Source organism: Streptomyces liliiviolaceus, assembly GCF_018070025.1.
Classification (GTDB): Bacteria; Actinomycetota; Actinomycetes; order Streptomycetales; family Streptomycetaceae; genus Streptomyces; species Streptomyces liliiviolaceus.
The window spans coordinates 2,009,418-2,023,270 of the sequence record NZ_JAGPYQ010000002.1 but is presented as its reverse complement, the minus strand read 5'-3'; the positions used below and the strand labels follow the sequence as shown (position 1 = coordinate 2,023,270).

13 protein-coding genes are annotated in these 13,853 nt (G+C 69.7%); 4 read left to right on the top strand and 9 right to left on the bottom strand.

Annotated features, from left to right (window positions below; all coding sequences use genetic code 11):
* The first annotated feature begins 79 nt into the window (after positions 1-79).
* Complete coding sequence (locus J8N05_RS44185) at positions 80-1,024, top strand: anti-sigma factor RsbA family regulatory protein (protein ID WP_247706947.1); 945 nt, start codon at positions 80-82, stop codon at positions 1,022-1,024.
* Positions 1,025-1,088: 64 nt separating this feature from the next.
* Here the strand turns inward: J8N05_RS44185 and J8N05_RS44180 are convergent, their stop codons facing one another.
* Both J8N05_RS44180 and J8N05_RS44175 read right to left on the bottom strand, forming a co-directional pair.
* Positions 1,089-1,661: a Dps family protein gene (locus tag J8N05_RS44180; RefSeq protein ID WP_210893350.1), complete on the bottom strand. Its 573-nt coding sequence runs from the start codon at positions 1,659-1,661 to the stop codon at positions 1,089-1,091.
* A gap of 39 nt (positions 1,662-1,700) precedes the next feature.
* Complete coding sequence (locus tag J8N05_RS44175; protein ID WP_210893349.1) at positions 1,701-1,871, bottom strand: hydrophobic protein; 171 nt, start codon at positions 1,869-1,871, stop codon at positions 1,701-1,703.
* Positions 1,872-2,172: 301 nt separating this feature from the next.
* On the opposite strand from J8N05_RS44175, the gene J8N05_RS44170 reads away from it, so the two are divergent.
* Together J8N05_RS44170 and J8N05_RS44165 are read left to right on the top strand one after the other, a co-directional pair.
* A complete protein-coding gene (locus J8N05_RS44170; protein WP_210893348.1) occupies positions 2,173-2,544 on the top strand; it encodes a PRC-barrel domain containing protein in 372 nt (123 codons plus the stop codon).
* A gap of 233 nt (positions 2,545-2,777) precedes the next feature.
* The gene (locus J8N05_RS44165) at positions 2,778-3,260 is read left to right on the top strand and encodes an ATP-binding protein (RefSeq protein ID WP_247706946.1); all 483 of its coding nucleotides are present in this window, start codon (positions 2,778-2,780) and stop codon (positions 3,258-3,260) included.
* 81 nt (positions 3,261-3,341) lie between these two features.
* Here the strand turns inward: J8N05_RS44165 and J8N05_RS44160 are convergent, their stop codons facing one another.
* Positions 3,342-3,776: an ATP-binding protein gene (locus tag J8N05_RS44160; RefSeq protein ID WP_210893341.1), complete on the bottom strand. Its 435-nt coding sequence runs from the start codon at positions 3,774-3,776 to the stop codon at positions 3,342-3,344.
* A gap of 287 nt (positions 3,777-4,063) precedes the next feature.
* Between J8N05_RS44160 and J8N05_RS44155 the strand changes: the two genes are divergently transcribed.
* Positions 4,064-4,240 (top strand): hypothetical protein, encoded by a 177-nt coding sequence (locus J8N05_RS44155; protein WP_210893339.1) that lies wholly within the window; start codon positions 4,064-4,066, stop codon positions 4,238-4,240.
* Between the two features lie 130 nt (positions 4,241-4,370).
* Here the strand turns inward: J8N05_RS44155 and J8N05_RS44150 are convergent, their stop codons facing one another.
* The 6 genes from J8N05_RS44150 to J8N05_RS44125 form a co-directional block, all read right to left on the bottom strand.
* Positions 4,371-6,113, bottom strand: a complete 1,743-nt coding sequence (locus J8N05_RS44150; RefSeq protein WP_210893337.1) for a dolichyl-phosphate-mannose--protein mannosyltransferase — start codon at positions 6,111-6,113, stop codon at positions 4,371-4,373.
* 40 nt (positions 6,114-6,153) lie between these two features.
* Positions 6,154-8,208: a glycoside hydrolase gene (locus J8N05_RS44145; protein ID WP_210893328.1), complete on the bottom strand. Its 2,055-nt coding sequence runs from the start codon at positions 8,206-8,208 to the stop codon at positions 6,154-6,156.
* An 86-nt stretch (positions 8,209-8,294) separates the two neighbouring features.
* Complete coding sequence (locus J8N05_RS44140) at positions 8,295-10,337, bottom strand: beta-galactosidase (protein WP_210893326.1); 2,043 nt, start codon at positions 10,335-10,337, stop codon at positions 8,295-8,297.
* Positions 10,338-10,436: 99 nt separating this feature from the next.
* Positions 10,437-11,777: an ABC transporter substrate-binding protein gene (locus J8N05_RS44135; protein WP_210893324.1), complete on the bottom strand. Its 1,341-nt coding sequence runs from the start codon at positions 11,775-11,777 to the stop codon at positions 10,437-10,439.
* An 83-nt stretch (positions 11,778-11,860) separates the two neighbouring features.
* Entirely contained in the window at positions 11,861-12,817 is a 957-nt protein-coding gene (locus J8N05_RS44130; protein ID WP_210894338.1) for a carbohydrate ABC transporter permease, read from the bottom strand.
* 15 nt (positions 12,818-12,832) lie between these two features.
* Positions 12,833-13,759 (bottom strand): carbohydrate ABC transporter permease, encoded by a 927-nt coding sequence (locus J8N05_RS44125; protein ID WP_107017335.1) that lies wholly within the window; start codon positions 13,757-13,759, stop codon positions 12,833-12,835.
* Positions 13,760-13,853: the final 94 nt, after the last annotated feature.

Here is a 13,853-nt window from a genome sequence, read left to right as displayed (position 1 = left end):
CTGCCTCCCACCCCGTCCGGATCCCGCCGCGCAGCCGCCGCAAGGACGGGGCCGTCCGGCCCCCGACAGGAGCGCCGACGTGACGACGACGGCCACCGAGCCGACGACCGGCGCGCCCTTCGTGCATCCCGCGCTCTTCTACCGTGACGACCAGGAGTACCTGGCGGGCACGGTTCCCTTCGTACGGGAGGGGCTGGCGGCCTCGGAGCCCGTGGCGGTGGCCGCTCCCGCCGCGCGGCTCGAACTCATCACGGCGGCACTGGGCCCGGTGGCGGAGGGCGTGCATCTCGTCGACATGACCCTGGCCGGCCGCAACCCCGGCCGGATCATCCCCTCGGTCCTGCGAGCCTTCGCCGACGCCCGCCCGGGCGTCCGCGTCCGTATCATCGGCGAGCCGATCTGGCCCGGCCGCACGGCCGTGGAGTATCCCGCCTGCCTCCAGCACGAGGCCCTCATCAACGAGGCGTTCAGCGGCCGGGAGGTGACCATCCTGTGCCCGTACGACGCCCGGTCCCTGCCGCGGGACGTGCTCGCCGACGCCCATGCCACCCACCCCGTCCTCATCGCCGCGGGACGCGAGCGGCCCAGTGAGACGTACGACCCGGACAAGGTGCTCGCGCGCTGCAACGAACCGCTGTCCCCGCTGCCCGGCGCGGCGACCTTCCGCTACGACGCGAAAACGCTGCCCGCTGCCCGTGACTTCGCCCTCGCGCAGGCGCGGAAGCGGGGGATGAGCGCGGTCCGTCTGCAGGATCTGGCCCTGGTCGTCGCCGAGCTGACCACGAACAGCGTGGTGCACGCGGGTGGCACGGGGACACTGCGCCTGTGGGCGGAGGACGAGCAGATCGTCTGCCAGGTGCAGGACGTCGGCCGGCTGGCCGACCCCCTCGCGGGGCGTCGCCCCGCGCACCCCGGCCAGATCGGTGGCCGTGGCCTCCTGCTCGTGCACTACCTCTCGGATCTGGTGCGCCTGCACACCGACGACGCCGGCACGACGATCCGCAGTTACGTCTCACGCGCCTGAAGCATGCGCAGGGGCCCGGATCCGTGACGGATCCGGGCCCCTTTCGCGTCACGATCCCTGCCTGTTACCGGACCCCGTCCTCGTGCGCCGAGCGCGCGGCCTCGTTCTCGGTGCGGGCGCCCGCCGTGGCGAGGTCGCCACCGGAGCTTTCGAGGTGCGCGCGCACGAACCACTGGAACTGTTCGAGGGAGCGCAGCTGCCCGATGAGGAGATCCTCCGTCACCGGGTCGAACTTGCCGACCTCGGCCAGCGCCGCACGATGGCTCTCGACGATGCCCGTGTAGACCAGGTCGAGGGCGCCGAGATGGGCGATCGCGTCCGCCCGCCCGATGTCGTAGTCGTCCCAGGTCCGCTCGGCGACGAGGGCGCCGGGCGTCCCCAGGGGCACTCCGCCCAGCGCCGAGACCCGCTCGGCGGTGTCGTCGGCCATGGCCCGGACCCGGTCGACCTGCGGGTCGAGCATTTCGTGAATGGCGATGAAATGCGGGCCGACCACATTCCAGTGAATGTGCTTCAGGGTGAGCGAGAGGTCATTCAGCGCGTGCAGTCGCAGGCGGAGCAGTTCGACAAGCCTCCCGCCGTCCTGGACGCTCAGTCCGGGAACAGTGTATTTGGGCTCGGTTCGGGACGACGTCATTCTTCGTTCCTCCTTGGGAATTCGTTGCGCGAGGTGGTGCTACCAGCGGTACCAGCGTCCACGGCGGCCCCCGGACGCGGTCGGCCGTACGACGAAGCCGAGCAGCCAGACGACCAGCACGACGACCGCGATCCACCACAGTGCCTTGAGTGCGAAACCCGCACCGAAAAGGAGTAGGGCGAGCAGAAGAACAAGAATGACGGGAACCATTGTTATCGACCTCCAGCGCTTCTGGTTCCCGGCTTTCCTGGTGGTACGCCTGTTCTTTTCGGGGCGGTGCGCCTTTCTCGTCCCGGCCGTCACCGGCCGCCGCCCGTCCTTTTGCGGATCGTGAGCCGGACGGCGGACCATGAGCCGGACGGCCCGCGCGGGACGGCGAGGCCACTGCGCGCAAATCACTGGGAATGGGTGCCGGACATCGGGGTATTGGGCTGCCCGAGGAGGACGGCGGGCGGCGCACACCGGCCGCGGTCCTCCGATCGCAACTCGACCACGGGAAGGAAGCAGCGACGTGACCACCGACAGCATCTGGTCGTACGCACAGACCAGCGGATACGCGGAGGGACTGCTGCTCACGGGGTTCACGGTCGCCGCGGTCGACGGGACCTTCGGGCACGTCGACCGGCAGGTGGACCAGTCCGGGATGCGGCATCTGATCGTCGACACCGGTGGCTGGGTGTTCGGCAGGAGCGTGCTGGTCCCCGTCGGCCTGGTCACCTTCATCGATCCGGAGGCCCGGGAGATCAAGGTGGCGTGCACCGAGGACGAGATCAAGGCCGCGCCCCGGTTCAAGACCGACCGCGAGACGCTGGACCCCGAATATCTCACCGGAGTGGGCCACTACTACCGGAGCCTGCCCCCGCGGCAGGCGACCACGACCTGAGCCGGCGCGACGCGTCCGCTGCAATGGATGGCGATTCAGCGGGAAGGAGGAGCCCGTAGAGGCGCGGAGCGAGGAGACAGCGATGATGCCGATCACGACCGCGCGGCCACTCGTCCCCGCGACGAGGCGCAGGTGATGGCGGTGCCGGGGACGGTGACCGGTCCGTGAAGCCGCTCGACGGCTCCGGACCGGCACCGGGCATCGAAGAACCGGAGTGCAGGGACACGACGCATATGGACCGAATCGACACGACCGCCCTCGCGTCCGCGGACAGTCCGCCAGAGGTGATGGCCTCGGCGCCCGCCCCGGTCACGGCCGCGGCGGATGCGCCGGCCCCCGTCACGACCGCGGCGACGGCCCGCGCGTACGCCCGGAGCGTGGTGCTCGAACAGTGGAACAACGCGGACCGCACGGCGACGGAGGCGGCCCTCATCGATCTCTCGCTGGTCGTCTCGGAGCTGGCCGCGAACGCCGTCCGGCACGGGGGAGGGCTGGCCGGGTTCGAGGTGACGCCCACGCCTGAGGGAGTGCGGCTGGCCGTGCACGACAACAGTGACGTCGTCCCCGCCGCCGCCTTCGGCGCGGGAAGCCTGCCGACGCAGCACCACGGCAACGGCTACGGCTGGCCGGTCATCATCCGGCTGGCGTGCGACATCGCCGTCGACCTGCGTCCGGGCGGCGGCAAGACCGTCAGCGTGCTGGTGCGGCTCGTCTGAGGGCCGGCACCGGTACGCCGACGGCCTCGGACGCTTCGCGTCCGAGGCCGTTCCGCGACGGTTCCTGCCGAGCGGGGGTGCTCACCAGGGCAGGAACACATGGATGTCCTTGCCCTTGTCGGTCACCACCACGCTCACCTGGTCGCACAGCGTGTGGATCAGATGCCACCCGACACCCCCGTCACCCCGGCCGGGATGGAACGGCCGCGGCGCGGGCGGTGTGGTGCTGGTGTCGTGCATGGTCACGTGCACGCCGTCGAACGTACGCCGCAGCCGCAGCTCGAACGGGCCCGGCGCGTACTGCACCGCGTTGGCCGCCAGCTCCGTGACGACCAGCAGGATGTCGTCCCAGTGCTCGGGTGCGGACGGTGGCGCGGTGCGCGTGAGCGCAAGGAGGAACTCCTCCGCGGCGAGTCGCGCGCCCGTCACATTGGGCAGCTCGCCGGGAAAGGTGGTCGTCCGGGTGTACATCTCCTCAGAAGGCAGTTTGTCGTCCCAACGCGGCTCGATCGCCATTGCGCCTTCCCCAGCCCACTCCCCACGGGGCTGTGCTGATCCTGTGCTTCCACCGCTGCTGCTTCCCGTCGGCGAGGGGTCTACTCGTCCGGGTCCGGTGGGGATGGTAGGTGAACCGGAACGCAGTGGTCTCTGGTGATCCCTGTGTGCTCGGCGAGTACCACGATCGGACCGAGTCATGGGTGCTTGTCCGCCGCTTATTCCCGCGTCTGTTTCGGCCTGGCCGGGGCACACGGAGGTCGGGGACGGGAGCCGCTCCCGTTCCGTGACCGGAAAGAGGAGAATCCGTGCTCGGCATAGCAGCTGCAGTCCTGTTCTTCATCGCGTTCCTGATCAACGCCGCGGACATCGCGACCAACGACACCTTCACCTCGACGAACGTGATGCTCATCGGTCTGACGGTGCTGGCGCTGCACGTCGCCGGGGTGGGCACCGGGTGGGGGAGCCGGAGCCGCAGGCGGTGAGGTGCGAGACGCCGTCGAGGCTCGCGCCTGACACGAGAGTGCACGACGCGGGAGCACACGGCGCGGGAACGGACCGCACGGTGACGCCTTGTCGCCGTGCGGTCCGCACGTCGTGGCCCCGCCCGACCGGTCATACCCAGGTGTCGAACCACATCCTGGAGTGCCACTCCGAGTACGGGATCGTCGCGCCCGAGTAGATCGGGAAGAAGTAGACGAAGTTCCAGACGATCAGTAGCACCACGGCCCCCGCAGCGACCGTCCCCAGCGTCCTGCGTCCGCCGGCCGTCCCCGGTGGCCCCACCAGCGCGCCCATCGCCATCGCGACCGCCAGGCACAGGAACGGCACGAGGACGACCGCGTAGAAGGCGAAGATCGTACGGTCCTGGTAGTGGAACCACGGCAGATAGCCCGCCGCCACCCCGCACAGGACGGCCCCCGCCCGCCAGTCGCGGCGCAGGGCCCACCGGAAGAGCAGATACAGCAGCGCCAGACACGCGGACCACCACAGCAGCGGTGTGCCCAGCGCGAGGACCGCCCGGGAACAGCCCGAGGCCGTGCGACAGCCGTCCTGGACGAAGTCCGTCTCGTACGCGTAGGCCACCGGACGGCCCTGCACCAGCCAGCTCCAGGGATTCGACTCGTACGGGTGCGGCGAGCTGAGTCCCACGTTGAAGTCGTAGACCCGGCTCTCGTAGTGCCACAGGCTGCGCAGGGCGGCCGGTATCCATGACCACGGGCCACCGCGGCCCTCCGCCCAGTGCCGCCCCCAGCCGCCGTCGGACAGGAACCAGCCGGTCCAGGTGGCGAGATAGGCGGCCACGGCCACCGGCACCACGGACAGTACCGACCAGCCGGCGTCCTTGCGCAGCACGGCGAGGTACGGCCGACGGGCCCCGGCGACGCGGCGTGAGCCGACGTCCCACAGCAGGGTTATCACCAGGAAGAAGGCCAGGAAATAGAGGCCGTTCCACTTGCAGGCGGCGGCCAGGCCGAGGAGGAGCCCGGCCGCGACACGCCACGGCCGTACGCCCGTGCCCACCCGTTCGGCCGTGTCAGCGTCGGGGCCCGCGAAGCCGTCCTCGTCCACCGGCAGACCCGCCGCGAGACGGGCCCGGGCCCGGTCGCGGTCGATGAGCAGGGCGCCGAACGCCGCCAGCACGAAGAACATGACGACGAGGTCGAGCAGCGCCATGCGGCTCATCACGAAGTGCAGGCCGTCCAGGGCCATCAGCAATCCGGCCAGACAGCCCAGCGTCGTCGAACGGAACAGCCTGCGGCCAGTCCGGCACAGCATCAGCACCGACAGCGTGCCGAGCAGCGCCACCATGAAGCGCCAGCCGAACGGATCGAGGCCGAACATCCACTCGCCGACGGCGATCACCCACTTGCCCAGCGGCGGATGCGCGACGAAGGCCCCGGCGTCGGAGAGCGGGATCACCTGAGGGTCCGCGAGAACCTGCGGGTCGGCGACCTTGCGGTCCGGCCAGGTGCCCTCGTAACCGAGCCGGAGCAGCGACCAGGCGTCCTTGGCGTAGTACGTCTCGTCGAAGACGAGACGCCGGGGGCGGCCGAGATGCCAGAAGCGGATCGCTCCCGCCAGGGCGGCCACCAGGAGCGGGCCCAGCCAGCCCATGGCCCTGGCGAGCCGGTGGGCCGCCACCGGGCCGAGACCGAGGGCCTCCCCGAAGCGGGTACCGGGCTCCGGGAACGGCGGAACGAGGAGATCCCGGGTGTCGGTGCGCGGGAGCGCCACGAACCCGAAGCGGCGCAACCGCTCCGCCCAGGCGCCGGGTTCCGGGTGCACGGTCTTCGTACGCGCGTCGGCGTCGGAGCCGGCTGCGAAGCCCGGCTCCGACGCGGTGTCACTGGTCACCGGGTCATCGTAGGGAACGGGATCACGGACAACGCGGCCGCTAGGCGGCCGGGTTGGCCACCTCCGCGACCTTCCAGCGCTGGTTGGCACCGGAGTTGGGTGTCCACAGCGTCACGGCCGCGCCCTCGTTCGTGGCCTGGCCGCCGACTTCGAGGAGCCGTCCGGTGGCCGCGTTGACGAGGGTCCAGGTGCCGTCGCCGGTCGACGACATGATCCACTGGGTGGCCCGGTCGCGTGGGCCGGTGTCGGCCTCCAGCACCGGGGCGCCGTCACGCACGGCCAGCCGCTTGCCCTCCACCGGGTTGCTGAACACGTACCGCTGGCGGTTGCCCGTGTCGCCGGATATCTGGCGCAGCTTCCACTGCTGACCGGGCGCGTCGGCCGTCGCGCTTCTGATGACGAGGCCCGTGCCGTTGTCGGCGACCGTGAGGGCCTTGCCGCTCTGGACGCCGGTCAGCGCGTAGGAGTGGCCCTTGCGCAGTTCGGCGGCGTCCTCCGCGACCCCCGAGACGCCCTTGACCAGGAAGGAGGTCACGGACTGGGCGGGCACGGTGAAGGTGGCCCTGCGGTCGCCGACCTCGATGGCCCTGTGGCGCTCCAGTTTGCCGTCGACGCTGGTGACGACGGGGGTGACGGTGGCGTTGCGGCCGACCTTGCCGAACTTCGACAGATCGACCGTGACGGTACGGGACTCGGTGGTGCTGTTGACGTGGACGACCGTCGCCCTGTCGCCCTTCTTGGCGACGGCGGCGGCGCTCGACGTGTCGTCCGTCTTGATCAGCCGGTCACCGGGCTTGATGTAGTGCGTAAAGTTGCGGGCCGTGTCGAACTTCGTGTTCGTGTAGACGGGGCACGACTTCAGGGTGTCCTTCGAGGTGCAGCCGAACGAGAGCTGGATGCTGCCCCAGTTGCCGCCCTTGGCGGACTCGCCGCCCGGCTTCATGTTGTCGTAGTCCTCGACGGGCTGCCAGAACACCCAGGCCCTGGGCTCCAGTTCACGCAGATCGTCGACGATGCGCTGGGCGAGACCCAGGCCCGGACGCATGTCTGTGAAGCTCTGCCCGTCGCCCCAGTCGCCCTCGACCTCGCTCTGCCACAGCGGCTTGTCGGCCGCCTTCGCCAGGTCCCGTACGGTGGTGCGCTGGCCGGTGCCGTAGGTGTGCACGTTCAACTGGCCGACCAGGTCCCGCACTTCCTGCGGGTAGGTGTTCCAGTTCGTCGCGAAGATGGACGGGTTGGTCTCGTCCATCGCCGAGATCTCCGCCCTGGTCTTCGCCTTCTTCAGCGCCGGGGCCAGGGCGGCGATCACCTTCTGCTGGAGCCCGGGGCCGATGTGCGCCCCTTCCTGACGGCCGCCGACGGGCTCGCCGTCGGCGCCCAGCCGGGTGCTCCAGTAGGTGGTGTTCGGCTCGTTGAACGGGTCGACGGTGTCGACCTCGATGCCCTCGGCCTTCTCAAGTCGCCTGGTGGCACCCGCCAGATAGGCGGCGAAGTCGTCCACGGACTCCGTCTTGAGCTGGTCCTCGGTGGCGTCGAAGCCGCCCGACACATAGCCGCTCTTCGTCATGAACCACGGCGGGGAGTTGCTGAACGTCTCCCAGTGGTCGATGTCGTCCTTGATCCGGTCGACCCACCAGCGCTGGGTGGCGTCGGCGTCCTTGTTCCAGTCGGCCGGATCGTCGGCGCTCCACCAGTCGGTGTCCTCGCGGGTGGTGCCGGCCGGCGCCCGCCACCAGCCCTCCACCGCACCACCGGCCCGCAGATAGTCCTCGACGTCCGGGGCGTTGCCACCGCCGATGTTGTACCGGGCGATGTTCAGCGCCAGTCCGTCGTCCCCGAAGAGGAGCTTCGCGAGCTTCTCGCGTATCTCTTTCGGATAGCCGCCGGTCACGTTGGCGAACCAGACCAGGCTGGTGCCCCACCCCTCGAACTTCTGCTGTGCGTACGAGGGGTCGGGCCGGACGGTGACCGACGGGATGTCCGCCGCCGGGGCCTGCGCGGTGGACGGGGGCGCCAGGGTGAGGGCGGCCCCGGTGGCCAGCGCGGTGAGTCCGGCGGCTCCGAGGAGACGTCTGCTGCGGGTACGGCGTGCCATCGTGTGCTCCCAACTGAGGTGTGGTCGCTGCGCGGTGGAATGCGGAGGTGCGGGGGAGGGGTGCGGGGAGGGCGGAGCGGGTGCGGTCAGGCGCTGGGCCGGCGCACCACGGCGACACCCCGGGGCCCGAGGACGAGACCGCCCCCGGCGTCGGTGCCGCCCACCAGGACCTCTCCGGCGAGAGACGTCAGGGTCACGTCCTCGTCGGTCCGGTTGACCAGGAACAGGAAACGGCCGTCGGGGCCGCGGCGCACGGTCTGCTCGACCGATCCCCGTGCCTCGGCGGGCAGTTCGCTCTCGACGCCCGCCGGGCCGAGCAGCGCGGGCAGCAGCCCGGCGAGCCCTTCGGCACCGAGCCGGGTGGAGACGTACGCGGCCGAACCCTGGCCCACCGCACGGCGGGTGACCGCGGGCCGCCCGGCGTACGCGCCGCTGCGGTAGTGCGCCAGCACCTTTACCGCGGGGTCGGTGACGTCGATCCGGTCGGTCCACAGGGTGCCCGTGGCGGCGCCGTCCAGCTCCACGGAGTCACCGTCGAGCAGCGGCCCGAACTCCTCGATGCGGATGCCGAGCAGGTCACGCAGGGCGCCCGGGTGACCGCCGAGCCAGACGTGGTCGTTCTCGTCGACGACGCCCGAGAAGTACGTGGTGACGAGGTGGCCGCCGGCCTCCGCGTACCGCGTGAGCTCCTTGGCGAGCGGGGCCGGGACCACGTGCAGCACCGGGGTGATCAGGACGTCGTACCGGTCGAGGTCGGTCGTGGTGGTCACCACGTCGGCGCGGATGCCGAGGGTGTGCAGCGCCGAGTACCAGTCCAGGGCCTCCTGGCGGTAGTCGAGGAGGGCGGTGGGGTGCGAGTCCTGCTCGCTCGCCCACCACGACTCCCAGTCGTAGACGATGCCCACGCGGGCCGGTTCGCGCTCGGAGCCCGCGACCGGTGCCAGCGCCTTGAGGGTCTGCCCCAGTTCGACGACCGCGCGGAAGACCTCGCTGTCGGCGCCGGCGTGCGGCACCATCGCGGAGTGGTACTTCTCGGCGCCCGCCGCCGACTGGCGCCACTGGAAGAAGCACACGGCGTCGGCGCCGTGGGCGACGTGCAGCAGCGAGTCGCGGGCCAGGTCGCCCGGCCGCTTGGCCACGTTGACGGGCTGCCAGTTGACCGCGCTGGTGGAGTGCTCCATCAGGAACCACGGCTGCCCGCCCGCTATCCCGCTGGTGAGGTTGGCGGAGAAGGACAGCTCGTCGCGGTCCTGCGGGCCCGGGTGGACGTAGTGGTCGTTGGAGACGAAGTCGATCTCGCCCGCCCAGTCGGGGTAGTTCATGCCCTTGGTGTTGCCCATCACCATGAAGTTGGTGGTGACCGGCACGTTCGGCGTGATCTCCCGCAGTACCTCCCGCTCCGCGATCAGGTACTCCTTCAGCGCGTCGGAGGAGAAGCGCTTGAAGTCGAGCTGCTGCGTGGGGTTGGGGTGGGAGCCGGCCAGCCGGGGCGGCAGGATCTGCCCCCAGTCGCTGTACCGCTGCGACCAGAAGGCCGTGCCCCAGGCGTGGTTGAGGGCGTCGAGGGTGGTGTAGCGGGCGCGCAGCCAGTCGCGGAAGGCGTGGGCCGCGTCGTCCGAGTAGTCGTAGATGTTGTGGCAGCCCAGCTCGTTCGAGACGTGCCAGGCCACCAGCGCCGGGTGGTTCGCGTACCGCTCGGCCATCGTGCGTACCAGGCGCAGCGCGTGGTCGCGGAAGACGGGCGAGGTGGGACGCCAGTGCTGGCGCGCCCCCGGCCACACCGTCTCACCGGAGGCGGTCACCGGCAGGATCTCCGGGTGCGCGGTGGTGAGCCAGGGCGGCGGGGACGCGGTGGCGGTGGCCAGGTCGACGCCGATGCCGCCCGCGTGCAGGAGGTCCATGACCTCGTCGAGCCAGGCGAAGTCCCACTGGTCCCGGTCCGGCTGGATGCGGGCCCAGGAGAAGATCCCCACGGAGACCAGGTTGACGCCGGCCTCCTGCATCAGCCGGACGTCCTCCTCCCACACCTCGCGAGGCCACTGCTCGGGGTTGTAGTCGGCGCCGTACGCGAGACGCGGGGTGCGGTCACCGTCCGGCCCGTCCAGCTGGGACAGGAGGGTGGAGATCATCGTGGTCCTTCCGGGGTTGCACTGGGGCCCGCCGTCGCGTTCCCGGTGGACGGGAACGCGACGGCAGGACCTGGGGGAGGCGGTGGGGGCTGGGCTCGTCTACTCGACGGTGAAGCCCTGCTCCTTGCCGTACTTGACGGAGGCGTCCTGCCAGGACTTCAGGCCATCGGTGAGCTTGGTGTTGCCGACGTAGGCCTTGCCGACGGTGTCGTTGAAGATCGAGTTGGCGTACTGCTGGAAGGGCAGGTACGACCAGTCGTCGGCGACGTTGGCGGCGGAGTCCGCGAAGATCTCGTTGGCCTTCTGGCCGCCGAAGTACTCGAACTCGGTGTTGAGGAACGAGTCCGCCTGGAGCTCCGCGTTGGTCGCCGGGAAGGCGCCCTCCTTGACCCGGCTCTGCACACCGGCGCCGGAGTTGGCGTACTCGACGAAGGCGTAGGCGAGTTCCTTGTTCTTGCCGAGCTCGGGCAGGGTCAGCGAGCTGCCGCCGTTCTCCGCGCTCGCCTTGTCGCCCTTGGTCCAGGCCGGCATGGGCGCCGCGCGCCAGTCACCGGCGGCGTTCGGGACGCCGGTGACGAAGTTGGCGGGCATCCAGGCACCGCTGGCGAGGGTGGCGATGGTGCCGTCGCCCAGGCCCTTGTACCAGTCGTCGGTCCAGCCGTTGATCGGCGCGAGGAGCTTCTCGTCGATCAGCTTCTGCCAGGTGTCCGTGTACTTCTTGGCGCCCGCGTCGGAGAAGTCGACGCTCACCTTGGTGCCGTCGACCTTGTAGGGACGCGAACCGGCCTGCCACAGCATGCTGGTGGTGAAGCCGGCGTCGCCCGCGTCGTTGGCGATGTAGACCTTCGGGTCGGCCTTGTGCAGCTTGCGGGCCGCCTCGACGTACTCGTCCCAGGTGGTCGGCACCGCGATCTTGTACTTGTCGAAGACCTTCTTGTTGTAGTACAGCGCCATGGGGCCCGAGTCCATGGGCAGGCCCCAGACCTTGTCGCTGCCCTGGGTCACGGCGTTCCACGGGCCGGCGGTGTACTTGGACTTCAGCTTGTCGGCGCCGTAGGGGGCCAGGTCGCTGAGCCCCTTGGTCAGGGCGTACTGCCCGAGCGCGAAGTACTCGACCTGCGCGACGTCGGGAACGCCCTTCTCGGCCGAGATGGCGTTCGACAGCGCGGTGTAGTGCTTGTCGCCCGACCGCTCGGCGACGAGGTTGATCTTGACCTTGGGGTACTTCTTCTGGAAGTCGGCGGCGACCGTCTTCAGCGTGGGCTCCCAGGCCCAGACCGTGACCGAGCCGCCCTTCTTGAGGGCCGCCTGGATGTCACCGGAGGAGACCGGCTTCGAGCCGGAGCTGTCGTCGTCGGAGCCACCGCAGGCGGTCGCGCCCAGGGCGAGGACGGAGAGGACGGCGAGGCCGCGCATCAGGCGGCTGGTCGTTCTGCGCATGGAGGTGCTTCCACTTCTTCGTGGGCGGGACAGGGTGAGGGTGGAAATGCGGCTCTGGGGGGTGGTGGCCTGTGAGTGGTGCGTCATTCCTTGACGCTTCCGGCGGCGAGGCCGGACTGCCAGTACTTCTGCAGCAGCAGGAACGCGGCGATCAGCGGCACGATGGTGAGCAGCGAACCGGTGATCACCAGGTTGAAGATCACGTCTCCGCCGATCGTCTGGGCCTGGTTGTTCCAGGCGTCCAGACCCAGGGTCAGCGGGTACCAGTCGGGGTCCTTCAGCATGATCAGCGGCAGGAAGTAGTTGTTCCAGGTCGCGACCGTGGTGAAGAGCAGGACCGTCACGATGCCGGGAGCGAGCAGCGGCAGGGCGACCTTGAAGAAGGTGCGCGCCTCGCCCGCCCCGTCGATCCGGGCGGCCTCCAGCAGTTCGACGGGGATCGCCTCGGTGGCGAAGACCCACATCAGATACAGACCGAAGGGCGAGACCAGCGAGGGGATGATGACCGCCCACGGGGTGTCGGTCAGTCCCATCTTGCTGAACATCAGGAAGGTCGGCACCGCGAGCGCGGTGCCCGGGACGGCGACGGCACCGATGACCACGGCGAACACACCGCGCTTGCCGGGGAAGTCGAACTTGGCCAGCGCGTAACCGCCCAGGATCGCCAGGAACGTGGCACCGCCGGCCCCGAGTCCCACGTACAGCAGCGTGTTCAGCAGCCAGCGGACGAAGATGCCGTCGTGGTACGTGAACGTGTCGTGGATGTTGGACCAGAGGGCGAAGTCGTCGGCGAACCACAGTCCGGACGAGTCGGCGAGCCCCTCCTGGGTCTTGGTCGCGCTGATCACCAGCCACAGCAGCGGAACCACGGTGTAGACCAGGATCAGACCGGTGAGCACGGTCAGCAGGACGCTGCGCCTCGGGCGCCCGGCGGAGTGCTCACGGCGCTTGCGCAGCCGGGGCACGGCCCTGGTCGTACCGGTGGCCGCGGCGGATGCGGACGGGGAGGCGGAGGTGGCGGAACTGCTCGTGCCGCTCATGCTGCTCATTGCTGGTCACGCTCCCTTGCGCATGCCGCGAAGCTGCACGACGTAGGCGATGACCATGGTGATCAGCCCCATGATGATGGCGACCGCCGCGGAGTAGTTGTGCTGCTGGCCGTTGAAGGACAGCGAGTACGTGTAGAAGTTCGGGGTGAAGTCGGTCGTGATGGCGTTGCGCGCCAGCGGCCGCAGGATGCTCGGCTCGTTGAAGAGCTGGAAGCTGCCGATGATCGAGAAGATGGTCGCGATCACGAGGGCGCCGCGGATGGCGGGGAGCTTGATGGCGGTGATGACCCGGAACTGTCCGGCCCCGTCGATCTCCGCGGCCTCGTAGAGCGAGTTCGGGATGACCTTCAGCGCGGAGTAGAAGATCAGCATGTTGTAGCCGATGAACTCCCAGGTCACGATGTTGCCGATGGAGGCCAGCACCAGATCGCTGGAGAGCGGGTCGGGCAGCGTGACCCCGAACGCGCTGTTGATGTCACCCACCAGCCCGTACTTGGTGCCGTACATGAAGCCCCACATCAGGGTGGCGACCACGGCGGGCACGGCGTACGGCAGGAAGATCGTGATGCGGAAGAAGTCCGTGCCGTAGAGACGGCCGCTGTCCAGCGCGAGGGCGATCAGCAGGCCGATGAAGAGCATGATCGGCACCTGGACGGCGAGGAAGAGCGAGACCCTGCCGAGCGAGTCCCAGAACCGTTCGTCCTGCAGCGCCTGCTGGTAGTTGTCGAAGCCGACGAACTGGGTGCCGCCGATCAACTGGTCCCGGAACAGGCTGAGATAGATCGAGTAGGCGATCGGTGCCAGGAAGACGAGGGCGAACACGGCCACGAAGGGACCGATGAAACCCCACCCCGTCCAGGAGCGGCGGTCACCCTGTGCCGGAGGCCGTGACTTGCGCGGCTTGGCGGCCGCCGGCGGTTGTAGCGTCGTCATGTCGTTCCTCGCTCGTCCCTCTCGCGAAAACCCGGCGTCCTGCGCCGATGATGTTTGCGTAAACACGAAGACCCTCGAAGGCCCGTGGCCTGTT

Bases quoted from the DNA above. Each gene is read 5' to 3' on its own strand.
- J8N05_RS44180 (WP_210893350.1), bottom strand. From the start codon at position 1,661: ATGACGTCGTCCCGAACCGAGCCCAAATACACTGTTCCCGGACTGAGC.
- J8N05_RS44175 (WP_210893349.1), bottom strand. From the start codon at position 1,871: ATGGTTCCCGTCATTCTTGTTCTTCTGCTCGCCCTACTCCTTTTCGGT.
- J8N05_RS44165 (WP_247706946.1), top strand. From the start codon at position 2,778: ATGGACCGAATCGACACGACCGCCCTCGCGTCCGCGGACAGTCCGCCA.
- J8N05_RS44160 (WP_210893341.1), bottom strand. From the start codon at position 3,776: ATGGCGATCGAGCCGCGTTGGGACGACAAACTGCCTTCTGAGGAGATG.
- J8N05_RS44145 (WP_210893328.1), bottom strand. From the start codon at position 8,208: ATGGCACGCCGTACCCGCAGCAGACGTCTCCTCGGAGCCGCCGGACTC.
- J8N05_RS44140 (WP_210893326.1), bottom strand. From the start codon at position 10,337: ATGATCTCCACCCTCCTGTCCCAGCTGGACGGGCCGGACGGTGACCGC.
- J8N05_RS44135 (WP_210893324.1), bottom strand. From the start codon at position 11,777: ATGCGCAGAACGACCAGCCGCCTGATGCGCGGCCTCGCCGTCCTCTCC.
- J8N05_RS44130 (WP_210894338.1), bottom strand. From the start codon at position 12,817: ATGAGCGGCACGAGCAGTTCCGCCACCTCCGCCTCCCCGTCCGCATCC.
- J8N05_RS44125 (WP_107017335.1), bottom strand. From the start codon at position 13,759: ATGACGACGCTACAACCGCCGGCGGCCGCCAAGCCGCGCAAGTCACGG.